19 protein-coding genes are annotated in these 25459 nt (G+C 51.7%); 9 read left to right on the plus strand and 10 right to left on the minus strand.

Annotation, left to right across the window (positions count from 1 at the left end):
• Window positions 1-60: 60 nt before the first annotated feature.
• Window positions 61-915, plus strand: coding sequence for a reactive chlorine-specific transcriptional regulator RclR (gene rclR / locus LY264_RS17875; RefSeq protein WP_048214745.1), 855 nt, complete (start codon window positions 61-63; stop codon window positions 913-915).
• A 52-nt stretch (window positions 916-967) separates the two neighbouring features.
• Here rclR and LY264_RS17880 read toward each other — a convergent pair whose 3' ends face one another.
• The 4 genes from LY264_RS17880 to LY264_RS17895 all read right to left on the minus strand — a co-directional run bounded on the left by LY264_RS17880 (window position 968) and on the right by LY264_RS17895 (window position 7254).
• Window positions 968-4111, minus strand: coding sequence for a CusA/CzcA family heavy metal efflux RND transporter (locus LY264_RS17880; protein ID WP_048226184.1), 3144 nt, complete (start codon window positions 4109-4111; stop codon window positions 968-970).
• Between the two features lie 11 nt (window positions 4112-4122).
• Complete coding sequence (locus LY264_RS17885) at window positions 4123-5415, minus strand: efflux RND transporter periplasmic adaptor subunit (RefSeq protein ID WP_008784024.1); 1293 nt, start codon at window positions 5413-5415, stop codon at window positions 4123-4125.
• A 76-nt stretch (window positions 5416-5491) separates the two neighbouring features.
• A complete protein-coding gene (gene cusF / locus LY264_RS17890; protein ID WP_048226186.1) occupies window positions 5492-5839 on the minus strand; it encodes a cation efflux system protein CusF in 348 nt (115 codons plus the stop codon).
• Between the two features lie 32 nt (window positions 5840-5871).
• The gene (locus tag LY264_RS17895) at window positions 5872-7254 is read right to left on the minus strand and encodes an efflux transporter outer membrane subunit (RefSeq protein WP_048226188.1); all 1383 of its coding nucleotides are present in this window, start codon (window positions 7252-7254) and stop codon (window positions 5872-5874) included.
• Window positions 7255-7449: 195 nt separating this feature from the next.
• Between LY264_RS17895 and cusR the strand changes: the two genes are divergently transcribed.
• The 5 genes from cusR to LY264_RS17920 all read left to right on the plus strand — a co-directional run bounded on the left by cusR (window position 7450) and on the right by LY264_RS17920 (window position 11789).
• Window positions 7450-8133, plus strand: a complete 684-nt coding sequence (gene cusR, locus LY264_RS17900) for a copper response regulator transcription factor CusR (protein ID WP_048226190.1) — start codon at window positions 7450-7452, stop codon at window positions 8131-8133.
• Entirely contained in the window at window positions 8123-9574 is a 1452-nt protein-coding gene (locus LY264_RS17905) for a Cu(+)/Ag(+) sensor histidine kinase (RefSeq protein WP_048226191.1), read from the plus strand. The genes cusR and LY264_RS17905 overlap by 11 nt, the downstream gene beginning before the upstream one ends.
• A 125-nt stretch (window positions 9575-9699) precedes the next feature.
• Window positions 9700-10026, plus strand: a complete 327-nt coding sequence (locus LY264_RS17910; RefSeq protein ID WP_048214749.1) for a hypothetical protein — start codon at window positions 9700-9702, stop codon at window positions 10024-10026.
• A 372-nt stretch (window positions 10027-10398) separates the two neighbouring features.
• Window positions 10399-10902 (plus strand): hypothetical protein, encoded by a 504-nt coding sequence (locus LY264_RS17915; protein WP_048226193.1) that lies wholly within the window; start codon window positions 10399-10401, stop codon window positions 10900-10902.
• An 83-nt stretch (window positions 10903-10985) separates the two neighbouring features.
• The gene (locus tag LY264_RS17920; RefSeq protein WP_048226195.1) at window positions 10986-11789 is read left to right on the plus strand and encodes an MBL fold metallo-hydrolase; all 804 of its coding nucleotides are present in this window, start codon (window positions 10986-10988) and stop codon (window positions 11787-11789) included.
• A gap of 69 nt (window positions 11790-11858) precedes the next feature.
• On the opposite strand, the gene LY264_RS17925 is transcribed toward LY264_RS17920, so the two are convergent.
• Window positions 11859-14303, minus strand: coding sequence for a trimethylamine-N-oxide reductase 2 (locus tag LY264_RS17925; protein ID WP_048226197.1), 2445 nt, complete (start codon window positions 14301-14303; stop codon window positions 11859-11861).
• A gap of 20 nt (window positions 14304-14323) precedes the next feature.
• Window positions 14324-15418: a NapC/NirT family cytochrome c gene (locus tag LY264_RS17930; protein ID WP_008784017.1), complete on the minus strand. Its 1095-nt coding sequence runs from the start codon at window positions 15416-15418 to the stop codon at window positions 14324-14326.
• A 530-nt stretch (window positions 15419-15948) separates the two neighbouring features.
• Here LY264_RS17930 and uspF point away from each other — a divergent pair.
• On the plus strand, window positions 15949-16377 hold the full coding sequence (gene uspF, locus LY264_RS17935; protein ID WP_003831130.1) for a universal stress protein UspF: 429 nt from the start codon (window positions 15949-15951) through the stop codon (window positions 16375-16377).
• 55 nt (window positions 16378-16432) lie between these two features.
• On the opposite strand, the gene torD is transcribed toward uspF, so the two are convergent.
• The 3 genes from torD to torC are packed head-to-tail and all read right to left on the minus strand — an operon-like array spanning window position 16433 to window position 20752.
• Window positions 16433-17047, minus strand: coding sequence for a molecular chaperone TorD (torD, locus tag LY264_RS17940; protein WP_048226199.1), 615 nt, complete (start codon window positions 17045-17047; stop codon window positions 16433-16435).
• Window positions 17044-19584, minus strand: coding sequence for a trimethylamine-N-oxide reductase TorA (gene torA, locus LY264_RS17945; RefSeq protein WP_048226201.1), 2541 nt, complete (start codon window positions 19582-19584; stop codon window positions 17044-17046). The genes torD and torA overlap by 4 nt, the downstream gene beginning before the upstream one ends.
• Entirely contained in the window at window positions 19574-20752 is a 1179-nt protein-coding gene (gene torC / locus LY264_RS17950) for a pentaheme c-type cytochrome TorC (protein WP_003831126.1), read from the minus strand. Before torC ends, torA begins: the two co-directional genes overlap by 11 nt.
• Before the next feature lie 131 nt (window positions 20753-20883).
• Between torC and torR the strand changes: the two genes are divergently transcribed.
• Entirely contained in the window at window positions 20884-21576 is a 693-nt protein-coding gene (gene torR, locus LY264_RS17955) for a two-component system response regulator TorR (protein WP_020996565.1), read from the plus strand.
• Here the strand turns inward: torR and torT are convergent.
• Window positions 21549-22580, minus strand: a complete 1032-nt coding sequence (gene torT / locus LY264_RS17960) for a TMAO reductase system periplasmic protein TorT (protein WP_048226203.1) — start codon at window positions 22578-22580, stop codon at window positions 21549-21551. The genes torR and torT overlap by 28 nt on opposite strands.
• A gap of 82 nt (window positions 22581-22662) precedes the next feature.
• On the opposite strand from torT, the gene torS reads away from it, so the two are divergent.
• Window positions 22663-25428 carry a TMAO reductase system sensor histidine kinase/response regulator TorS gene (gene torS, locus LY264_RS17965; protein WP_071692486.1) on the plus strand — a complete coding sequence of 922 codons (2766 nt, stop codon included), beginning with the start codon at window positions 22663-22665 and terminating at the stop codon, window positions 25426-25428.
• Window positions 25429-25459 lie beyond the last annotated feature (31 nt).

A 25459-nucleotide genomic window follows, 5' to 3' on the forward strand; every position in this document is an offset into this window, starting at 1 on the left:
ATAAAATAAAGAGATAATATCGTTTCAATAAACGACAACAAAAAATGTTCAGGAGTCTCCATGGATGCCCTTAGCCGATTACTGATGCTTAACGACCCACAAGGCTCGATCGATCAAAATTGCCTGCTGAGCAGGGACTGGCAACTGCCGCACGCAGCAGGTGAATTGTCCATTATCCGCTGGCATACGGTCACACAAGGGGCAGCCCAACTGGACATGCCCGATGGGACATCTTTTACTCTGCGGCCCGGTACTATCGTGATCCTGCCGCAAAACTCCGCACATCGGCTCTGCCAGTCTGGCGATGAACAAACACACATTGTTTGTGGCAGCCTTCGATTGCACGCTTCCTCACGCTATTTTTTAACTGCGTTACCGGAAGTATTGGTTCTGGCACCTGATGAAAATAGCCCTGTCAGCCATTGGCTCAAGGCCATGATTGCGTTGATGCAACAGGAATCCATGAGTACTCTGCCAGGTTCCAGTGTAGTCTGCAGTCAACAATGCGCCACACTGTTCGCCTTAGCCGTTCGCGAATGGTTAACCAAGGCGACCCCCGTTCAAAACGTGTTGAATCTACTGCTTCATCCCAAACTAGGGGCTGTCGTCTTCATGATGCTGGAGTCACCGGCGTTTGCCTGGACCGTCGAAGAATTGGCGAAACGTGCACATATGTCGCGGGCCAGCTTCGCGCAGCTATTTCGTGAAGTCTCAAACTCCACGCCGCTCGCAGTATTAACCACTTTACGCCTGCAATTCGCTGCCCAGATGCTGTCACGTGGGTCGCAGCCATTGGTTGTGGTGGCCGAGTCGGTAGGCTACGCCAGCGAATCGTCATTCCATAAAGTCTTTTTACGGGAATTTGGCTGCACGCCGGGTGAGTACCGCAAACGCGTGAAGGCACTGGAGGTATAACGCGGCGCCTGCTTCGGCAACAAATCCGAATGCAGGCGCGCGCTTTAGAGTATTATTTTTGACCGCGGTGTCTGTGCAGCCACATCAGCTTATACGCAGCCGGAATAATGAATAGCGACAGCAATGGTGCGGTGATCATGCCGCCAATCATCGGCGCGGCTATGCGGCTCATGACTTCTGAGCCTGCTCCCGTCCCCCACAAGATAGGTAACAGACCCGCGATAATCACCGCCACAGTCATCGCTTTTGGCCGCACGCGCAGCACAGCACCGTGATATAACGCTTCATCCAGCTTGTCCGCCGTAAAGGTTTGCGGATTTTCCAGCGCGGGTTCGGCTTCAATAGCGTGGCGCAAGTACATCAGCATCACCACGCCAAACTCCGCAGCAACACCTGCCAGGGCGATAAATCCGGTTCCGGTTGCAACCGACATATGGAACCCCATCCAGTAAAGGAACCAGATACCGCCCACCAGCGCAAAAGGCACACTGGTGATAATCAGCAGCGCTTCGCCAAAGCGACGGAAGGCCAGATAAAGCAATACGAAGATAATCATCAGCGTCATTGGCACCATCAACTTGAGCTTATGGCTGGCGCGCTCAAGCAGCTCGAATTGCCCCGAAAACGCCACACTGGTCCCCGGCTTTAACTGGACCTTTTCAGCAATAGCCTTTTTCAGATCGTTCACCACTGAGACCATGTCACGATCTCGGGCGTCGATGTAAATCCAACTGGTTGGTCGCGCATCTTCGGTTTTCAGCATCGAAGGCCCCGAAACCACCGTCACATCGGCGACATCCGCCAGCGTAATTTGCTGTTTCATGGGCGTCAGAATCGGCAGATTACGCAATGCTTCCGGGCTATCACGATAGCTCTGCGCATAGCGCAGGTTGATAGGATAGCGTGCAATCCCTTCCACCGTTTCGCCCACCATTGCCCCTCCTACCGCTGAAGTGACAAACAGCTGCACAGCACCTACAGTCATGCCGTACCGGGCCGCTCTTTCACGATTAATATCTACGTTGAGATAGCGTCCGCCCACCAGACGCTCGGCCAGCGCCGAAGATACACCCGGCACGGTTCTGGCCACCTCTTCAATTTGCTCGGCCGTGGCGTCGATATCTGCCAGAACATTACCCGACACCTTAATGCCAATTGGGCTTTTGATCCCCGTAGAGAGCATGTCGATACGGTTACGAATCGGCGGAACCCACAGATTCGCCAGGCCCGGCAAGCGTACTGTTTTGTCCAGCTCGGCGATGATTTTGTCCATCGTCATCCCCGGACGCCACTGGTCCTGCGGCTTCAGTTGGATCGTCGTTTCAACCATTTCCAGCGGCGCGGAGTCTGTTGCGGTTTCTGCCTTACCGGTTTTACCAAACACGCGCGCCACTTCCGGAACGGTCATGATCAGCTTGTCGGTTTTCTGCAGCATGTCCGCTGCCTGCGCCGCTGAGATCCCCGGCAATGTCGAAGGCATATACAGCAGGTCGCCTTCGTTAATCTGCGGCAGGAATTCACCACCAACTTTATTCAGCGGGTAGATAACCGTCAGTATTGAAAGCACCGCCACCAGAATAGTGGTCTTGGGCCAGTGCAGCACCTTCAGCAACAGCGGATGGTAAATACGGATCAGGAAACGGTTAAGCGGGTTGCTGCTTTCTGCCGGTATTTTTCCGCGGATCCAGAATCCCATCAGGATCGGGATAACCACGATGGCCAGAAACGCCGCGCCTGCCATCGCATACGTTTTGGTGAACGCCAGCGGACCGAACAGTCGCCCCTCTTGCCCCTCAAGCGTGAAAATGGGGATAAACGACAACGTGATGATCAACAGGCTGATGAACAATGCCGGGCCGACTTCTACCGAGGCGTCAGTAATAACCTTCCAGCGCGTTGCGTTATCAAGCTTTTCATTCGGATGCTGATGGCCCCACTCTTCGAGCCGCTTATGGGCGTTTTCAATCATCACGATTGCGGCATCAACCATCGCCCCGACGGCAATGGCAATTCCCCCTAGCGACATGATGTTGGCGTTCAAACCCTGGAAATGCATCACGATAAACGCGATACACAGCCCCAGCGGCAAGGAAATAATCGCCACCAGCGCCGAACGTAGATGCCACAGGAACAGTGCGCACACCAGCGCCACGACGATAAACTCTTCCAGCAGCTTGTAGCTGAGGTTATCAATGGCGCGATCGATGAGCTGACTGCGATCGTATGTTGTAACGACCTCTACGCCTTCCGGCAGGCTGCTTTTCAGCGTGTCGAGTTTGGCTTTAACGGCAGAGATCACCTCACGCGCATTTTTACCGGAACGCAGGATAACCACCCCGCCCGCGACTTCGCCTTCGCCATTCAGTTCGGCGATCCCACGGCGCATTTCCGGCCCAATCTGTACGCGCGCCACATCGCGCAGGTAAACAGGTACACCGTCGGCCCCTGTTTTCAGGACGATGTTATTAAAATCATCGAGCGTTTGCAGATATCCACTGGCGCGGACCATATATTCCGCTTCAGACATCTCAACAGATGAGCCGCCCGCTTCCTGATTCGACGTATCCAGCGCCGATTTCACGTCCGCCAGGCTGATGCCATATTGCGTCAGCTTCATCGGATCGATAACGACCTGATACTGTTTAACCACGCCGCCTACCGAAGCTACTTCCGCCACGTTAGGAATCGTTTTTAACTCATACTTTAAAAACCAGTCCTGAAGAGAACGTAATTCCGCCAGATCATGTTTCCCACTGCGATCCACCAGCGCGTACTCAAATATCCAGCCGACGCCCGTGGCGTCCGGTCCCATTTCCGCGCTAACGCCAGCCGGTAATTTTCCCTGAACCTGGTTGAGATACTCCAGTACGCGCGAGCGCGCCCAGTAAGGATCGGTACCATCTTCGAAAATGACGTACACGTAGGAATCACCAAACTGCGAGAAACCGCGCACGGTTTTCGCGCCGGGTACCGACAGCATGGTGGTGGTCAGCGGGTAGGTCACCTGATTTTCAACAATTTGCGGCGCCTGCCCCGGATAGCTGGTTTTGACGATCACCTGAACATCAGAGAGATCGGGCAGCGCATCAACCGGCGTATTGATGATGGTCCAGGTTCCCCAGACGCTAAGAAACAGCGCCCCCATCATCACCAGAAAACGGTTTGCCACCGAACGACGGATAATCCATTCAATCATTTATCATGTCCTCAGTGTGAATGGGTCGCCTGGGCTGGCATGGCGGCTGCGTCTTGCGCCTTACTGTTCTGGGCGCGCATACGGTCCAGTGCGCCAGAGATATTCGCTTCAGAATCAATCAGGAACAGGCCACTGGACACCACTTTTTCGCCTTCGGTCAGGCCGGAGCGGATAGCCGTCAGCCCCTGGGATTCATGGAATACCGCAACCTGTTTCGGCACAAATCGGCCTTCGTTATCAACGGTGATGACCCGCTGCTCGGTACCCGTATCAATCAGTGCTTTAGACGGGATCAGCAGCATTGGCTCGCTTTGTGTTTTCAGTTGCAGGTAAGCATTCATCCCGGGCTTGAGCGCCTCGTCGGGGTTATCGACCTGTAAACGGAGCTGGAGCGTACGCGTGGTAGCATCAACGCTTGGTAAGATACTCCACTTGCTGATGGTGAAAGGCTTATCCGGCCAGGCGGGCACGGTGATGGTAAATTGCGAGGCATCTTTAATCAGCCAGGCGATAGATTCCGGGACCGACGCGCTAACCCATACCGGGTCCATACCCTGAATTTTCGCGACCACATTGTCTTTGGAAATGTTCATACCGGTACGCAAATCGAATGCGGTGATCACCCCATCGATAGGCGCTTTCAGAGTAAAGCGGGTCTGAATTTTACGCGTCGATTTTAAGCGCTGAATATCCGCTTCAGGCATTCCAGCCAGACGTAATCTCTCCAGAATCCCTTCCACCTGCGTCGCGCTGCCGCCCGTTTCCCGCAGCAATAAATATTCGCTCTGCGCCTCAACCCAATCAGGAATAGTCAGGTCGATCAGCGGCGAACCCTTCTTAATTTTGTCCCCCACGGTCAGCGGGTAAACCTTCTCGATAAAGCCCGCAGAGCGTGCCTGGACAATAACAAACTGGTATTCGTTATAACTAACGTTGGCCGGGAAAGTTTGCGCGTAGTGCAGTGGTCCACGACGCACTGGCTCTGTTTTCAGCCCCAGGTTCTGGGTCTGTGTAGGATCGATGCGCACGCCTGGTGATGATGCGTTCGCGGTCTCTTCATCGGCATATTTCGGGATCAGATCCATATCCATAAACGGTGATTTACCCGGTTTATCAAAGCGCGTGTTCGGATACATGGGGTCATACCAGAACAACACTTTTCTGGCTTCTTTTTGCTGAACTGGTCCGGCTACAGACGATATTTTTGCCGATGAATAATAAGTATAAACACCGACAGAAATAATCCCGCCGGCAATCATGCTACCGAGAATAAGCGCGGTATTTTTAATATTTAAAGACGCCATAGTGATTTCCATTGCGCGATAGTCTCGCCCGCGTTCGCAAAAACCCGGGCAAGAATAAAAGAGACCAGCGAGAACGTTATTTACTGATGTGAATATCGCGTAACACAGAGAGATTTCCCTGCTGAACAAACGTAAACGCGACCTTATCGCCTGGCTTAATATCATCAGCCTTCGTATCAGCAACCAGCGTAAAGCGCATCGTCATGGCCGGCCAGTTCACCGCTGGAATAGGGTCATGTTTGATCGTGATTTTTTTACTCTCCATATCAACAGCTTCAATCACCCCGGTAGCGCTAATACGTTGTTCCTGTTGAGCCGCTGGCTGCATATTCATCATCTCGCCATGCTGATTTTCATTGGCCTGGGCGTTAAACATAACCACAGAGAAAAGGCTAAACAGTACGGCTTTGGCGGTAGTATTCATACATCATGCTCCTGAAAAGTTAATATTAAGGATTACTCCACCCAACCGCCGCCTAAGGCAGCAAACAGTTTAATTTCATTAACCTGTTGGGCGTAATTAAGATCGAGCAGCGATTGCCGCGTAGCGAATAAAGAACGTTCTGCGTCTAATACTTCGATATAGCTAACTGCGCCATTCTGATAAAGCGCTCTGGCGCGCTGTAGTGTGATTTGCAATGAATCCAGATAACGCTGCTGCCCACTAATTTGATCGGCAATGCTTTGGCGTAACACCAGTGCATCCGCCACTTCTTTAAACGCGTTCTGAATTTTTTGTTCGTAATTCACTACCGACTGTTGCTGGCGAATTTCTGCCAGGTCGAGATTGGACTGATTACGTCCGGCATTGAAGATTGGAATATCTATTTTGGGGACAAAATTCCACATGCCGCTGGAGGCATTAAATAAATTGGAAAGATCGCTACTGCTACTGGACACGGAACTGGTCAACGTTATCGACGGAAAAAATGCCGCCCGTGCAGCACCGATATTGGCATTTGCCGCCAATAATCCGTGCTCAGCTTCCATAATATCCGGGCGCTGCAACAGTATTTGCGACGAAAGCGATGGCGGCAGCGTTACCGGTTTAATATCCCCACGGCTGCGCGCCTGGTCATCGGGTAATTTCCCGTATGTACCCAGCAACAGTTGCAGCGCGTTATTGGCCTGTGCCAACTCACCTTTACGCTTGGCAATTTCGCTACGCGTACTTTCAATCACGCCGCGCGCTTGTTCCAACGCCAGTACGTTGGTGCTACCGGTTACCAGTTGCTTCTCTACAAAAGCGTAAGAGCGCTGATAGTTTTGCAGCGTTTCTTCGGCAACTTGCAACTGCGCGTAAGCCAGACGCTGGTTGAAATAACTTTGCGATACGTTGGAAATTAATAAGATATGCACCGCCCGACGCGCCTCTTCGCTGGCGAAGAAGTTCTGCCGTTCGACTTCACTCATATTTTTAAGCCGCCCAAAGAAATCCAGGTCGAAACTGAGATTGAGTCCAGCTTCGAATTGACGATCGGTGCTGCTATCACCTTTTAATTTACCGCTGTAGGTACCGCTGGAGCCTGCCGTGATTTGCGGATAACGGTCAGCGTCCGTGACGCCATACTGCGCTCGCGCTTCCTGAACCTTCAGCGTCGCCATGCGTAAATCACGGTTATTGATCAGCGCTTCACCAATCAACGCCTTCACCTGGTCGTCAACAAAAAAGGTTCGCCACCCCGTGTCCTGGTATTCACCAGGAGCCGATACCAGGGAATTCTGGCTTAAAGAAAATTGCTGTGGCACCGGCAAGGCCGGGCGCTGATAGTCCGGCGCCAATGAACAACCAGCGAGCACGAATATAGCGCTGAGAGTAAGAAGCTTAAATTTGCTCATAGTTCTTCTCGTCCTGACCGGACTGATGTCCCTAAAATAAGTAGGAATTTATAGTCTTGTACTTTAACGAAGTGACTCTGTTTAACCGGTGACAGGAAAATGACAAAACTGTCATTTTCCCAATAACAGATTGCTATCCGATCCCGCTTCCCTAGAATTGAAAGTCCGCACAACCAGCGCGAGAAGGAGAATGCGATGAAGGTTTTGATAGTCGAAGATGAGAAAAAAACCGGTGAATACCTGACGAAAGGCCTGACGGAAGCGGGTTTTGTTGTGGATTTGGCGGATAACGGCCTGAACGGGTATCACCTGGCGATGACCGGCGATTACGACCTGCTCATACTCGACATCATGCTGCCGGATGTAAACGGCTGGGATATCGTGCGGATGCTGCGTTCCGCCAACAAAGGAATGCCCATTCTTCTCCTCACCGCACTGGGTACCATTGAACATCGGGTTAAAGGTCTGGAATTGGGTGCTGATGATTACCTGGTTAAACCGTTTGCCTTCGCCGAACTGCTGGCACGGGTCAGAACGCTGCTGCGCCGGGGCGCTGCGGTGATTGTTGAAAGCCAGTTTCAGGTCGCGGATTTAATGGTCGATCTGGTCAGCAGGAAAGTCACCCGCAGCGGTACGCGCATCACCCTGACCAGCAAAGAGTTTACGCTGCTTGAGTTTTTCCTGCGCCATCAGGGGGAAGTTTTACCCCGCTCACTGATCGCCTCCCAGGTCTGGGATATGAATTTTGACAGCGATACTAATGCCATCGACGTCGCCGTTAAGCGTCTGCGCGCCAAAATTGATAACGATTTTGAGCCGAAACTGATTCAGACCGTGCGCGGTGTGGGATATATGCTTGAGGTTCCTGATGGCCAGTAAACGATGGCGACGCCCTTTTTCGCTGGCGACACGACTGACCTTTTTTATCAGCCTGGCGACAATTGCTTCATTTTTCGCCTTTGCATGGATAATGATCCACTCCGTGAAAGTCCACTTCGCCGAGCAGGACATCAACGATTTACAAGAGATTAGCGCCACGCTGGAGAGGATTATTAACCAACCCAACGAGCTCGAATCACGCCGCCTGGAAACGCTAAAAAATGTGGTGGCGGGTTATTCGAACGTCATTATTTCTCTGGAAGATAGCAACCAGAAGGCCATTTTCCATTCGCCCAATGCGCCGGATCTCCGGCAGTTTATCGCCAGTGCAAGGCCCGATAAAAATGCTCATGCCAGCGATGTTTTTATTATCTCAGGCCCCACACTGCAAACCTCCAAACATATCCACGGACAGAAAACATCGTCTAACTGGCGAATGATTCGCCTGCCGGTAGGACAACTTGCCGATGGAAAACCAGCGTATACGCTGTATCTGGCATTATCGATCGACTTTCATCTGCACTACATTAACGATCTGAAAAACAAGCTGATTATGACAGCATCGCTGATTAGCATGATGATTGTCTTTATCGTGTTGTTCGCCGTATACAAAGGTCATGAACCGATTCGTAACGTCAGTCGTCGCATCCAAAATATCACCTCGAAAGATCTCGATGTACGCCTCGATCCGCAAGCTGTTCCTATTGAACTGGAACAGCTGGTGAGTTCGTTTAATCACATGATCGAACGCATCGAGGACGTATTTAAACGCCAGTCGAACTTCTCAGCGGATATTGCCCATGAGATCCGCACGCCAATTACTAACCTCGTCACCCAAACGGAAATTGCGCTCAGCCAGACCCGCAGCCAAAAAGAACTGGAAGATGTGCTGTATTCCAATCTCGAAGAGTTTGGCCGTATGTCGAAGATGGTGAGTGATATGCTGTTTCTGGCGCAGGCGGATAACAATCAGTTGATCCCAGAAAAAAAAGCGCTCAATCTGGCTGATGAGGTCGGTAAAGTGTTCGACTTTTTCGAAGCCTGGGCTGAAGAGCGTGAGGTTGGTTTACGGTTTGAAGGACGCGCATGCTGGGTTTCAGGCGACCCATTAATGTTACGCCGGGCAATGAGTAATCTGCTGTCAAATGCCATGCGCTATACGCCAAAAGGCGAGTCGGTAACCGTACGGGTGAAAGAGGCGGATGGCCAGGTGCAGATAGTCGTTGAGAATCCCGGAAACCCCATTCCCCCGCAACATCTTCCGCGACTCTTTGACCGCTTTTATCGAGTGGACCCTTCACGACAGCGTAAGGGCGAAGGCAGCGGCATTGGTCTGGCGATTGTGAAATCGATTGTGACTGCTCATCAAGGAAAAGTCTCGGTGACTTCCGACCCTCATGCCACTCGCTTTATTCTGACGCTGCCCAAGCACGCGATGTAATTTATGGTGATGACGCTTATACCCGTCATCACCTGTTGTCTGACACAACCGTCATAATCCTGTCACGCCACTGACAGCCCCTATTAATTATACTTTCTTCCGTAAACCCAAACAGGAGAAATATGATGAATAAGATGTCCTCTTTTTTAGCTATCGCGTTTTTTATTTCAGCTGGCGTTAATGCGGCAGAAACACCCAAAATGCATCAGCAGGCCGCAATGGCTCATGAAATGATGAATAACAGCGATGCTCCTGCACATCAACAAATGGCACAAGCACACGCCGCGCAGGCAAATAATTCATCGTCAATATCAACCAATGCGAAATCATTTTCACAAATGAATGAACATGAAAAAGCGATGGTTGTTCACCAATCGGTAAACAACGGCCATTCATTCGCTCATGAGGTACAGGCCGAGCAGCACCGCGCGCAGATCTCCACTCAGGGGTAAAGACGAACTATATTGACAACGACATCCATAAATACGCGAAGTTTGAATATTGTGGACTACTCTCCCCACGCGGGTCTGTTTATATACAAGCCCGCGTCCTTGTTCATCGTTAATGTCAATATTAATAATTCATTAAATATCACATTAACAAGTAAACACCTTCCAACTATCTATTCAGATTGTATAAAAATCGTAAATCAGCTGCTTATTATGTTGCGTATTACAACATTTATCACCTCACCCTAATTATAAATTAGGATTCCCCCTGGTATGCGTCGTTAATATTTAATGGGAGACTGCCGTCGTCGTAAACATGACAGCCAAAAAGTTCGTATTCCTATAAATAAACTTAATGATGATAGTGAGTGAAAAATGAATAAACGTCTGCTGACCCTCCTGGTCCTTGGCCTGACAACGGCCACTACGGCATGTGCAATTACCCCGGCAATGCAGAAAAAGTATGAGCGTTCAGGTTGTACGCAAATGAGCGAACTCAATGGCTGTGATGTGAATAAATCCTATCAGTGGAACCGCGATCATGGCTTTATTGAGAACAACAACGGCCAGCAGAATCGTCATCATCATGGTGAAAAACAGCAAAATACCACTAACACGGATAACCACGATAATGCCGGTATTGATGGCAAATTCAGCGGAAATTACGTAGCCAAATTTGCCAATGGTCAACGCAGTGTTGATATTCACGTCGAAGATTCCGGCGTTTACGTCAATGGTAATGAAGTGCGTGACGTAAATACCTATAAGGATACGATGACCTTCCGTGTCGGCTATGCCACCTATACGATTAAAACAAATGGTCACGGTAGCTGGAATGACAGCGATGCAGGAAACGCAGGCAAAATTGTGCGTGAATAACGGATAACGCTAAAGAGCGCTGAGATCACAGCGCTCTCAAAAGCGATGCATTACAGTATGCCGTTTTAATACGGGAGTCAGGCATGGCTTTAACCCTCACGGTGCTGCTTGAAAACCGACGCGCTGCTGGCGCAGAAAAATCAATACTGGCCAAGCCTGGATTAAGTCTGTTAGTTCAGGATGAAACAACCACAATATTGTTTGATACCGGGCCGGATGGCAGCTTCATGCACAACGCTACGCAAATGGGCGTAGACCTGACCCAATTAACCGCCGTAGTGCTGTCGCACGGTCATTATGATCACTGCGGCGGCGTGCCATGGCTTGCGGATAACAGCCGTATCATTTGCCATCCCCAAATAGCCTGCGAACGGTACGCCTCAGTTACGGTTGCGGGAACACCACGAAAAATAAAAAAACTCTCGCGTGATAACAACTACTCTCGATTCATAATGGAATACACCCGCGAGCCGCTGGCTATCAGCGATCGCTTTTTGTGGTCCGGGGAAATCAGTGTCCCCACGCCACAGTCCTATGGCGTGATTAGCGAGAAAACACTCCAGCCAGATTACATCAGTGACGAAGGCGTATTGATCTATAAATCTGCACGCGGGTTAGTCATCATTACCGGTTGCGGGCATCGGGGAATAGAAAACATCGTACGCCATTGCCAGAAAATCACCGGGGTTAACAAAATTTATGCCCTGGTCGGTGGCTTTCATTTACGCGCCGCCTCCCCCGCTAAGCTATGGCGGACTCGACAATTTATTCAGCAACAACAACCCGAAAAACTGCTCGGCTGTCATTGCACCGGTTCGTGGGGGCGATTGTGGCTACCGGGAACTGACGCCCCGGCAACGGGAGATGTGATTGTGCTGGCTGAGTAACAACAGTAAAAAGCAGCCCAAACAGCAATAAAAAACGGGAGCCTTACGGCCCCCGTTTATCAGTCATCACTACATGGTGACAATTGCTGGCTCATCAAAGACGGTGAGTTTTGGCGCTTCACCGGTGTATTTTTCTGCGTATACCAGGCTGGTATTCCCGGCACAGCCGTTCGCCAGTCTTGAAGTCGGGATATCCGCCGTCAGCACGTTCGCGCCGCCATTTTTACAGATACCGTTTTCAATATCCGGCCATGCGCCTTCATGAATACAGATGATACCCGGTTTGATGCCGTCGCTGACGTGCGCCCCAACCAGAACCTGTCCACGAGCATTCCATACGCGGACCAGATCGCCCTCGGCAATCCCTCTGGCTTTTGCGTCATCCGGATGAATCGTCACCGGTTCACGATTGGCAATCGCGTACTCTTTACGTAGCGACGCGTAGTTCAGCTGGCTATGCAGACGATGTGCCGGGTGCGCCGTCAGTAGCTGCAGCTGATCTTTATCCGCAGTTCCTTTCCATTCATCCGGTTCAATCCAGGACGCATGCGGCGGACAGTCTTTATACTGATAGCCTTCAATCGTTTTCGAGTAGATTTCTATCTTGCCGCTCGGCGTTCCGAGTGCGTTCATCACCGGATCGCTGCGGAAATCCGCGTAGCGCACATATTTGTTATTCTTTTCATTCTCACGCATTTCGATCAGTTTATTCTGCTGCCAGAACGCGTTGAACTGAGGCATGGCAACACGCTGGGCGCGGGCGGCTTTTTGCGCGACGTCATAGAACTGCTTCAGCCACGCCATTTCATCTTTGCCTTCGGTGTAGACAGCTTTCCCCCCCGGCTTGAGCATCTCAGCCAGATCGGCAAAGACGTCAAAATCACTACGCGCTTCAAACTGCGGCTCAATGACCTGCTTCATCGGTACCAGATGCTGGTTACTGTAATCACCGGTCATGGTCAGATCGTTACGCTCAAACGAGGTGGTGATTGGCAGAACGATATCGGCGTGTTTGGCCGCAGCGGTCCAGTAGCATTCAGAGATGACAACCAGTTCAGGCTTCTGCCAGGCTTTGATTAAGCGGTTGGTATCCTGATGATGGGTAAAGTTAGCGCCGCCCGCCCACCAGATCATTTTGATATCCGGGAAGGTTTGCTCTTTACCGTTATGTTGATATTTGCCGCCTGGGTTTTCCAGCGCCTCGACAATTCTCGCTACCGGCAGGCTGGTCACCGCATCGGAAACCGCCCAGTCATTACCTGCCGATGACCCACCCTCAATTTTGGCGGAGATCGCCGGTAAGACTCCACCGATGCGCGTTGGATTACCGCCGTTGGAATAGTGATAAGAGAACCCGAAGCCGCCGCCTTCGGTACCAATTTGCCCCAGCATCGCCGCCAGTGTCACCAGCATCCAGTGTTTTTGCTCACCGTATTGCTGGCGCTGAATCCCCCAACCTGCCATGAGCATGGTTTTGTTGCTGGAGAAAATTTCCGCCAGCTTTTCCAGTTGCTCAGCAGGCACGCCACACACGCCAGATGCCCACTCGGCGGTTTTCTCTACTTTATCGCTCTTGCCGAGCAGGTACTCTTCAAACTGCGGATATCCGGTAGTGTATTTTTCCAGGAAGGCTTTGTCGTGAAGGTTTTTCTTCACCAGCGTATGGGCGATCCCTAACATCATTGCCACATCGGTCCCCATATGTGGCGCAATCCAGGTCGCATTCTCACCAAAGAACTCAATGGTTTCAGAACGCATCGGATCGATGGCGATGACGCTTTTCCCTGATTTCTTCAGCAGATTAAAGTATTCGATCCCTTGTTCATCCGTGCTGCTCCAGGCAATCTTAAGGGTGTTGAGCGGGTTCATCCCCCACAGCACCACGACCTGACTGTGCTCAAGCACCATCGGCCAGGTGGTTTGCTGCTCATAGACCTCAACCGATCCCACAACATAAGGCATGATCACCTGCGCGGCACCGGTTGAATAATCTCCGGTATGCCCAGCGTAGCCACCGGCCATGCTCATATAACGTTGCAGTAAGGTTTGCGCCTTATGCAGAACGCCGCTTGATCGCCAGCCATAAGAACCGGCAAATATCGAAGCGGGACCATAGCTGCTGCGGATCCGGCTGTGCTGTTCATGAATGAGCTTCAGCGCTTGCTCCCAGCTGACCCGCACGAAAGGATCGTTACCGCGTTTGCCATCCGCTTTACCCGGGTTTTCCAGATAGCTTTTGCGCACCATCGGATACTTAACGCGGATATTGGTATGAACCTGATCTGGCGCAGTTTGCTGTAATGAGTTCGGCACCGTTTTCGGCAACGCACCTTTTGAGGAAACCACTTTTCCGTCTTTTACTTCCACGTATACCGCCCCCCAACGTGCTGCCGTCAGGATTGCTCCGCCATTCTGGCCTTCGGCCCAGGCTGGCATTGGGATCACCGAAGAAATCGCCATTGTCCCGGTTGCCGCGCCAGCCGTCTTAATAAAGTCACGTCTTGTGAGTTTCATGATTTCTCCTGATTGATCGCTTATTTATTCATGTCTTTAGCGTTGTACTGGAAGTAACGGCTCAGGATATCCAGTTCGGTTTCACTGATATTGGTGCGAGCGCCCATCCCTTTGGCTACTGAAGGCCAGGCGTTGAGCGTGAAATGATTCGCCGGAATTGGCGCATGACAGCCTGCGCAGTACACATTGTCGAGTTTGCGCGCGTAATCCCACATTGGTTCGCGGCTGGCGAGAGCGGAACCGCTCCATTCCCCCTGTAGCACGACATCTCGCCACGCATTGCCGTAGTCATCTTTTTTCCAGTCGGAGAGGATCTTCAGCGACTGTTGACCTTTTTCACTCAGGCTGGCAAGAATCAAACGCTGCCCTGCTGCGTAGTAAATAACCTGTTCACTTCCTTGCATCTGGCTACCGCGAATCTCGACCAGTCGCGCGTTGTCCGTTGTTTTCAGGACCTGCATTTTTGTTGCCGGGTAAACGGTTCCCAGATCACCCAACGCGGTGTTGCTTACAGCATAAAGTTCAGTTGCTGAAGCTGGGGTGGAGGCTGACTGCGCTTCAAGCCCTTTAAGCGCGCTGTCATCCATTTTTATTTCAGGTGGGAAATGGGCGACGCCTTTATGGCAATCAATACAGGTTTGCTTTTCCGCGATGCCCATTTTGTGCATCTTCTGAGCATCCGCGCTTTGTGCGGCAAGATCCATGGAGTCCATACTGTGGCAGCTACGGCAGGTCGCAGAATCATTAGCCTTGAGCTGTGCCCAAACGGTTTGCGCCATCTCCAGACGGTGTTCTTCAAATTTTTCCGGGGTATCGATCTTTTTGGTGATGAACTGATGATAAACATCTTTTGAGGCCCGCAGCTTAGCCACCAGAAAATCCAGACCGCCCTCCGGGATATGACAGTCCGCGCACTCTGCGCGAATGCCTTTCTGATTCTGGAAGTGAACCGAGCCGGTATATTCTTCGTAGGGCGCCTGCATCGTATGGCAAGACAAACAGAATTCTGTACTCGAGGTTTTATGTAATGTCCATTGCCCCGCCAAAACAATAACTGCGCCAAGAACAATGCACAGCAGCATCGTCCATAGGATAGTTTTATTTATTTTTCTCATCTTTTATTTCCATCAGACGAATACCCTTTTAGAGGTAGACAATAAATATCCTAAAGCAGCTATTTATTGATATTCATCAAGCAAAGAGAGAAATAAGAATCAGCCAATGGGTAAGTTTGAAGGGGCTCGCATAATTAGTGAGAATGAAATGTAAATATCAAATTTCGTTTAAAATTAGAGTTTTATTCTACATGCAAGGTTTGATTATCCATTAACCACACAAACTTCAGAATAAAAATTCTATAAACAGTAAAAGTCGCTGAAGTTAATCCCGCGTTAACACTCGCTATATAATTAAATATACAATGAAAGCATATAAAAAAGAACCCTTTTCTATTTTGCGATTACACGTATTAATGAAGATATCTGTCTTACTATTTCGCTCACATATACATTACGGCCAGACATACGACACACACACATTTCATTGGCCCGCACTGATGCACACATTCTTGATCTGGTCACTTATTATACAGAAACAACTTTCGCTACACTCAGGGTAGAGGTAAAACAAACAGGAGGTAGTGAATATGTATCGCTCAATTCTGGTGCCCATTGATATCTCTGAAGCCGATCTCACTCGTCATGTTGTGCCGCAGGTCCAGGCGCATGCCAAAACCGCGAAGGTCCACTTTTTAGCAGTTATTCCTACCGTTCCGTTCTATGCCTCGCTGGGACTGGCCTACTCTACCGAATTTCCGGACAGAAGTGGTCTGCAGGCCAAGGCCAGCGAAAAACTCGAAGAGATTATTAAGCAGTTCAATATTCCTGCCGGCAGGACTCAGACCCACGTTGTTTACGGCCCGCCGAAGGATCAGATCCTCAAGCTGGCGGAGGCGGTTGACGCCGAGCTTATCGTCATCGCCTCACACAAGCCGGGGTTTAGCACTTATTTACTGGGTTCAACGGCGGCAGCCGTAGTCCGCCACGCGAAATGCCCGGTGCTGGTTGTGCGGTGATAAGGTTAAAACGGGAGCGAATGTGCTCCCGTTTTTCTGTGGCTCAGGCCATCACTCAGTTCTGATGATCCAGCCTGACAAATGCCAGTAGCAGCTGGCTCAGCGCAGCGTAGAAACCAAAGTCATCATATCGGCGGCATTTAGCGGTGAACTCCGGTAACCAGCGTAACAGCCCCGCCAGCGTTTCTCTGCGCAACGCATCAATACGCTGACGGCTACCCCCTGGCTCACCAAGAGAAAAATGCAGATGACTCAGCAATTCGATAAAAATCGCCAGATGATCGGCTGATTCGCTAAACGTATCGCTTACCTGCATGCCCGCATCAGATAACAGTTGTTTAATGACCCCGTAGTTTGGCCCTTCTTCAAGATGAGCCGACGCATAGGGTAACGCGGCGTGTTTATCCGACATCAGGAACAGGCTGCAAAAATCAGCCGCCAGTTCCAGGGTAGCGTCTTCACGTACCTTGAGCGCGGCAATTTTCGCTTCCAGCAAAAGAACATCCGCCTCAAGCGACGGTTCACCTTTGAGTACGGTGAACCACTCAGTCATTTCGCTGGACTGCAATTGCGCTAATCCCTCACCGTCACGCTCCCGGGAAAACATTTGCGCCAACCATGCATAAACACAGGCCATCTGTTCTGTCGTCAGGGAGGTGTGTTTCATCATGACGTCACCTTCTCCGCCGGGACATATTCGCACTGCGCCACCATTTTTATCGGGCCGCTGAACGCCGTCACGTTATCCACCTTACCGGTATATTTCTCAATTTCCACCAGCGTAGTATGCGCACTGGTCGCCTGCGCCAGCTGAGACGTACCGATATCTAGGGTTAACACGTTCGGATTGCCGTATTTACACAGCGCTCCGATTTCTCCTCCGTTATCAGGATCGTACCAGGCACCTTCATGGATGCGCGCCACGCCCGGCGAGTAGAGATCGGAGACAACCGCGCCGGCCAGCACTTGTCCACGCGCGTTAAATACACGAACTATATCGCCGTTGCGGATCCCCCTGACGCTGGCATCCTGCGGGTTAATAAACACCGGTTCTTTGCCACCTACCGCGTAATGCTTACGCAGCGCTTCGGACTCGCAGAGCTGTGAATGCAGACGGAAATCCGGGTGGACGGATTGCAGATGCAGCGGCCAACGCTGCGATCCAGGCCCACCGTGTGAACGTTCGATTTTCTCAAACCACATCGGATGCCCCTGGCAATCGTCATATTGCATATCGGCAATAGTTTTCGAATAGATCTCGATCAAACCGCTCGGCGTCCCCAGAGGTTCAAGGTCGGGATCTTCGCGGAAGGCCTGATGACGGACAAACATCTGCGGATGTTCGAATTCAACGTACTCCTGCTGATTCCAGAAAACGTCGAAAGCCGGGAGATGGACGCCGCGCCCTTTCCCCTGCTGGCTACCTTCCTGCCAGATCCGTTTTAACCAACCCATCTCATCCAGCCCTTCGGTGAAGGCTTCTTCACGATTAAAGCGGCGGCAAAGATCGCGGAAAATATCGAAATCATTACGCGCTTCAAACTGCGGCTGCACCAGCTGCTTCATAGCGATAATGCCGCGGTTGGAGTGGTTGCCATATTGGTCGAGATCGTTACGTTCAAACTGGGTCGTCGCCGGCAATACGATATCAGCGAATCGACAGGTCGAGGTCCACTGATTGTCGATGGCGATAACGGTTTCCAGCTTACGCCAGCCCTCAATAATACGGTTGATCTGCTGGTGACGATGGAACGGATTGGTCCCGGCAAAAACGCACATCTTCAACGGTGGCAGCTTGACGGTTTTACCGTTCCAGTTAATGCTCTTGCCCGGCTCCAGAATCGCATCGATAAAACGCGCGATCGGAATGGTACTGCTGTAGCCCTTATAATCGGTGCTGTCATGTACCGGTGGAACGGTGGTAGAACCAGAAAATCCGCTCAGGATAACGCCTTTACGACCTGGGGTGCCCGCGCCGTTGTAATGCCAGCCAAAGCCAAATCCCCCCCCGGGTAAGCCAATTTGCCCAAGCATTGAGGCCAGCACTACGATCATCCAAGCCCACTGTTCCCCGTGCTGCATACGCTGCACGCACCAGCCAGCAATAATTTGCGTTCTGCCCCCCGCCATCTGCCGCGCCAGTTCACGGATTGTCTCAGCATCAATCCCGCAGATTTTTTCCGCCCACTGAGCATCTTTAGGCTGTCCGTCACTTTCTCCCAGCAGATAAGGCAGAAACTGCTCAAACCCAACGCAGTAGTTCTCGAGGAAATGCTTATCGTAGAGCTTCTCGGTATACAGCGTGTGTGCCAGCGCCAGCTGTAGCGGCACATCAGCCTGCGGATTCACGGCGATGTGCTTAACCTTGTCGCGGCCCAGGTAGTCATGAGTCGAGGTGACGACCGGGTCAACGCTGATGACCGAAATCTCGCCCCGTGCCACTTTTTCCTTCAGTTGCTCGTAGTATTCGTAGACATCATGATCCGGGCACCACCAGTTCGCCTGCTGGTTTTTGATGAGGTCAGAACCCCACAGCACAATGGTTTTGCTGTTTTCGAGTACCAGTGGCCAGGAGGTCTGCTGTTCATATACCTCCATTGAACCCACCACGCGCGGCAGAATGACCTGAGCGGCACCGGTGGAATAGTCGCCCCCCGTACTCACGCTGTTGCCATGCAGCGCAATGGCACGCGCCAGCATCCCGGAAGTATTGTGGAACATCCCGGTCGATTGCCAGCCGCTGGCCGTTAGCAGCGCGCTCGGACCATAAGTCTTCTGAATGCGCTCCAGCTCCTGATAGAAGAAATCCAGCGCTTCATCCCACGAAACGCGCACAAAGCGGTTATCTCCACGTTGCGAGGTGTCGCTCTGATGGCGTTTACGCAACCAGTCCACGCGGACCATCGGGTAGCGAATACGCGCTCCACCATGTACGTGATCCGGGAGTCCGGCAATCATTTTTGACGGGTATTTATCGCGCTCGAACGGCCTGGCCTCAATGAAACGACCGTCAACCACGGTGGCACGAATCGCCCCCCAGTGAGAACCGGTCAGAATCCCCTCTTTGACGCCTGCCCCCTGCACCTCTGCAGCATTAGCGCTACGCGGCGTGAGCAGCGAAGGCCCTAACATACCAGCTACGGTCAAGCCGCCCAGTTGCAGCAAAAAACGTCGGCGCGATGCCTGAAAGAGATCGTTATTTTTCATTGCTTTCTCCCTTATCGCCATGCGGCTTATCCGTAGTGTCAGAGGCATTCATTTGCAGATATTTCAGCAAGGTACGTTCTTCACGTTTATCCAGACTGGTAAATCCAATCATGCCGTTCAACGTGCCAATCCAACCGTTAGCATCAAAGTGTTCTTTCTCTGGTGCACCGTGGCATTGGTTACAGGTTCCGTTATAGAGCGAGTCGGCATAAGCCCAGATAGGTTTGATATCGTTAACCATATCGCCCTTCTGCATCCAGGCAGTGGCCTGCAATTTACTCCATGGCGTATTCGTTTCCGCAACGGTGGTTTGCTCCAGCGTCTTCACGTGCTGCTGGATGTCGCCACGAATGGAAGCCACAAAAATGCGCTTGCCCGGCAGTTGCGCCAACACGCGCTGACGCCCATTACTCTCGGTCCAGCCCACAATTTCAATTTGCAGCCAGTCACCATCACGCTTTAACACTTTCACTTCAGAAGCGGGCAGCAGTGAGCCTGCAGGTTCTTTATCACCTTTGGCGGCATAAATAGGTTTGATGTCCAGAGAGTAGAGCGTCTCGCCATCGTCGTTCGCCCTGGCGCGTAACTCATCAAACTGCTTGCGGAAACCGCTGCTCATATCGGGAAGCTGGTGTGCAATACCTTTATGGCAGTCGATACAGGATTGGTTGTCCTTGGCCGCAATCTTCATCTGGCGCGCAGCTTCAGGATGTTGTTTCGCGTGGTCCATCGCATCATAGTCATGACAAGAACGACAGGTCGCGGAGTTGTTCTCCTTCATTCGCGCCCATTCGCGCTCCGCCAGCTCAGCGCGTTTGGCTTCGAATTTCTCTGGAGTATCAATAGAGTGGGCAACAAAGGTTTGGTAAATATCGTTGCTGGCCTCCAGCTTACGTTTCACCATGCCTGGAATATCGGATGGAATGTGGCAGTCATGACATTCTGCGCGCACCCCGGAGGCATTCTGAAAATGCGCAGACTGTTTATATTCCTCGTAAACCGGCTGCATACTGTGGCAGCTCACGCAAAACTCGGTAGAACTCGTTAATTTAATACCAACGTGCGGCAAGACGATCAGCGCAATACCGACCACAATCCCGATAACGACCAGCGCCAACACTGACCAACGTGCGCTCGGTCTGAGCAGCGCCCTCCATAGTTTCCGCATAATAGCCCCTGTAATCTTATGGTTTAGTTACAGAGGATCTTATTTCTCAAATGTGAACAGCAACACTGGTCAGGATGAATGGCTTACGGCACAATGTGAACAGATATGAACAGAAAGAGAACGCCATCAAGATGCCGCATCACATTGTCATTGTTGAAGATGAACCCGTCACCCAGGCGAGGTTACAGGCATATTTTGAACAGGAAGGTTATCATGTCTCTGTCACCGCCAGCGGAGCTGGTCTGCGTGAAATAATGTCACAACATCCTGTCGATCTCATTCTGTTGGATATCAACCTCCCGGACGAAAATGGCTTAATGCTGACCCGCGCCCTGCGCGAACGCTCAACGGTGGGGATCATTCTGGTGACAGGTCGTAGCGATCAAATTGACCGGATCGTTGGCCTGGAAATGGGCGCTGATGATTATGTCACCAAGCCGCTGGAGCTACGTGAACTGGTGGTTCGGGTTAAAAATTTGCTCTGGCGTATCGATCTTGCCCGCCAGGCACAGCCGGAGACCAAAGATAACTGCTATCAGTTTGCCGGATACTGTCTGAATGTCTCCCGGCATACCCTGGAGCTGGGCGATGAGACGATCAAACTCACCCGCGCCGAGTATGAAATGCTGGTCGCCTTTGTCACCAATCCGGGGGAAATTCTCAGCCGCGAACGTTTACTGCGTATGCTTTCGGCACGACGGGTAGACAATCCAGACTTACGCACCGTAGATGTACTGATCCGCCGTTTGCGCCACAAGCTACGGGCTGATTTACTGGTGACGCAGCACGGCGAAGGTTATTTTTTAGCGGCCGACGTGTACTGATACAGATAAACCGGACGGAACCCGCCAGGAGACAGCGAGCGTTGAACATGCTGGCTGTCGGCATTTTTCGGGGTGAGCACCAGGATCGGCGGACTGATATTTTCCGGTACCGGTTGCCCTTGTAGTACCCTGATCGCCTGTTGAATCGCCAGTTCACCTTGCCAGACCATCTGATCGCTGGCAGCCATAATGATTCTTTCGCGTTTAAGTCCGCGATATACCTGATGCGACAGGTAAAAAGAGACCACGATTAGCGGCGTCCCCGGATTCCGCTTCTCTCCCATCGCCGCTTCAGCAGCAATTGCCGTACCGGCAACCACATCGACATCCGGGTGACGCTCAAGCATCTCCTGCAATAGGTTGCGCTGAACTTCAATATCATTATCCCCCAACGCCACATCCACGATGTTCACCTGACTACCGGCAATCGCCTGACGGAATCCTGCCACCATTTCGCGGCTGCCTCCGGCGTCATCAGGTCCTGGCAATAGCAGAACCTTTAACGGTTTGCCGCCGCTCCACTTGACCAGATAGCGGCCCGGCTGATACCCCATCTGGAACCACGGAACGCCGACCCGAGCTTTCACCGTCGGATCGTGTATCGCATTCACTACCTCAATGACCGGCAACGCGCCTACCTGCGCGGAAAGATCCGGGAAGGTCGTCGTGCTGCTACCCAGCAATATGGCATCTGCTCCCCATTGCTGGCACTGGGCGATTTGTGTTTTTTGCGTGGAGAACTGACGATACCCTCCCGCCTCTAACACCTTCAGACTTACCCCGTATTTTCTCGCCGCCTCAAGCATGCCGTAATTCACGGAAAGCCAATAGGAGTCTTTCAGGCTGGGATACAGTGCGCACAGTTTCCAGACTTTGTTTGCAGTAACGTCCGATTGCAGTTCCGGGACTGCCTGCTGCGTATCCTGCCAGCGCAGCAATGCGGACCCGGCCGCATGACTCAAACCGGGAAAAAGCGTGATTAACAGGAAAACCAATACGCGCATGATAGCCTCAACATTGATAAGGCTTTATCCTAGTTGCTTTCCTCTTTTGGACTCAACCTTTTTAATCTGTGGCGACCAGACAGTGAATTTATCTCTGACCAAACGACTGTGGATAGGCTTTGCGCTGATGGCGGCACTGACTCTCATCAGTACGCTGACAGGCTGGTATAACCTGCGTTTTGTCAGCCAGGTTGAGCAGGCCAATACCCAGGCGCTAATTCCAACCATGGATATGGCGCGCCAGCTCAGCGAGGCCAGCGCCTGGGAACTGTTTTCCGCACAAAATCTGACCACCGCAGACAATGAAAATATGTGGCTGGCTCAGGGGAGAATGTTAACCGCCCAGAGCCTGAAAATAACCACATTACTCAAAACCCTTCGTGAACAGGGCTTTGATACTTCTGCCATTGAACAGCAGGAGAAAGAAATCGCCCGATCGTTAAGCCATCAGGGGGAGATGGTTGGCGAACGCCTGAAATTACGTGCTCAACAGCAACAACTCAGCCAGCAAATTATTGAGGCCACCGCTGACGTTGCCGAAATGGCACGCGGACAGGCCAGTAATGCCGCCACGTCGGCGGGTGCGACACAGGCCAGCATTTACGATTTGATTGAGAGCCATCAGGGGCAGGCCGCTGAACACGCGCTGGACAGGCTCATCGATATCGATCTGGAATATTATAACCAGATGAATGAACTGCGCCTGAGTGCGCTACGCGTGCAGCAAATGGTCATGAACCTGGGGAATAACCAGGCGCAGAATAACCTGGCTGCGCTGGAAAACCAGTTGAATGCCGCCGTCAGAGTACTTCAGCGCCGACAACTACGTATTGAAGATCCCGTGGTGCGCACTCAGGTGGCCAACACCGTCAATACGATTAGCCAATATGTTGAGCTGCTGTCCCTTTATCGCCAGGATAATGACATCACGACCCAATTGCAGATCTTATCGCAGAATAATATCGAGCAATTTACCCGTTTCAGTAGCGAAGTCAGCCAGTTGGTGGAAACCATCGGCCAGCGTAATCAAAGTGGACTGGCGCATCTCAAACAGACCAGCCAGCGCGGGCAACACTTGCTGCTGCTGTTAAGTGGCGTGTCATTATGTTTGCTGATTCTTATACTTTGGCGTGTGGTTTATCGCTCAGTCACTCGACCACTGGCACAGCAAACCCAGGCGTTACAGCGTCTGCTCGAGGGGGATATTGACTCCCCATTCCCGGAAACCGCAGGCGTTCGTGAACTGGATACCATCGGGCGGTTGATGGATGCCTTTCGCGGCAGCGTTCACGCCCTCAATAGCCATCGCGAACATCTGGCCGCACAGGTTAAAGCTCGCACCGCCGAGCTGCGTTCTATGGTATCTGAACACCGACAGGCCCGTGCAGAAGCTGAAAAAGCTAACCAGGCAAAATCGGCGTTTCTTGCCGCCATGAGCCATGAAATACGCACCCCGCTGTATGGTATCCTCGGCACTGCGCAGTTGCTCTCAGACAATCCCTCCCTGGCACAGCATCGGGAAAATCTACGCGCAATCACCGATTCGGGCGAGTCTTTGCTGACCATCCTCAACGATATCCTGGACTATTCCGCCATCGAAGCCGGTGGAAAAAATGTGGCGATAGGCGATGAGCCTTTTGAACCCAACCCCTTGCTGGAAAGTACGCTTCAACTCATGAACAGCCGCGTTGCTGGTCGCCCGGTCGTGCTGGTTGCGGATTTTGCCGATGATGTTCCCGCTTCCCTGCGTGGTGATCCGCGCCGCATCCGGCAAATCATTACTAATTTATTAAACAACGCACTACGCTTTACCGATCGGGGACGCATCATCCTGCGTAGCCGATGTGAGGGCAAAAACTGGTACATCGAGGTTGAAGATACGGGATGTGGAATTGACCCTGCCCGCCAGCACGATATTTTTCAGCCGTTTGTTCAGGTAAGCAGTAAACGAGGTGGAACCGGACTCGGACTAACCATCAGCGCCAGTCTCGCTCAGGCAATGCAGGGAGAGCTGAGCGTCACCAGCACACCCGGCGTCGGGAGTTGTTTCCAGTTGCGTCTGCCATTGCGGGCAACCACGATGCCCATCATGAAACCCGCACAACGCTCCATATCGTTACAGGGCTTACGCTTATTGCTTATCGAGGATAATCCTCTTACACAAAGTATCAGTACTGAAATGCTCATCCTCAATGGCGCACAGGTTACTGCTGCCAGCAGTGCCGCTGAGGCGCTAAAAATATTGCAGGAAGATACACGCTACGATGCTGCTCTGGTTGATTTCGATCTTCCTGATATCGACGGGATCACGCTGGCGCAGCAGTTAGCCCACGACTATCCGGCACTTAACCTGATCGGCTTTAGCGCGCACGTCATCGACGAAACGCTAAGCCAAAGAACCAGCACCCTGTTCCTTGGCATTATTCAAAAACCAGTCCCCCGGGATGAACTCAGTCGACTTATTACGCATTATCTGCACGGTAGTACGACTCTCCCGCTTGCATCAGAAAATGACAACAAACGGTTAGATTTTCAGCAATTGGCTGGAGATATCCAGGTTATGGGGTGGCAAAAGGTGCACGAATGGTTAGCGCTCTTTAAGCAACACACTCTTCCTGTATTAGCTGAGATTGACGCTGCCCGCGCAGCACATGACGACGAGCGGATAAAACGTCTGACGCATCAGCTAAAAAGCAGCTGCGCCAGCATGGGAATGCGCTCAGCCAGCACGATGTGTGCAGCACTTGAACAGCAGCCGTTGGGTGATTTTTCACTCAGAGAGGAGATCCAACAAAGTCTTTATGAGGTAGAACGTTGGCTGGAAAAAGAAAAACCGTCCCGCGCGTAACGGTACGTTGAAGCTGAGCATAGAGACTGAT

It is taken from the genome of Citrobacter portucalensis (genome assembly GCF_023374935.1).
Taxonomy (GTDB): Bacteria; Pseudomonadota; Gammaproteobacteria; order Enterobacterales; family Enterobacteriaceae; genus Citrobacter; species Citrobacter portucalensis.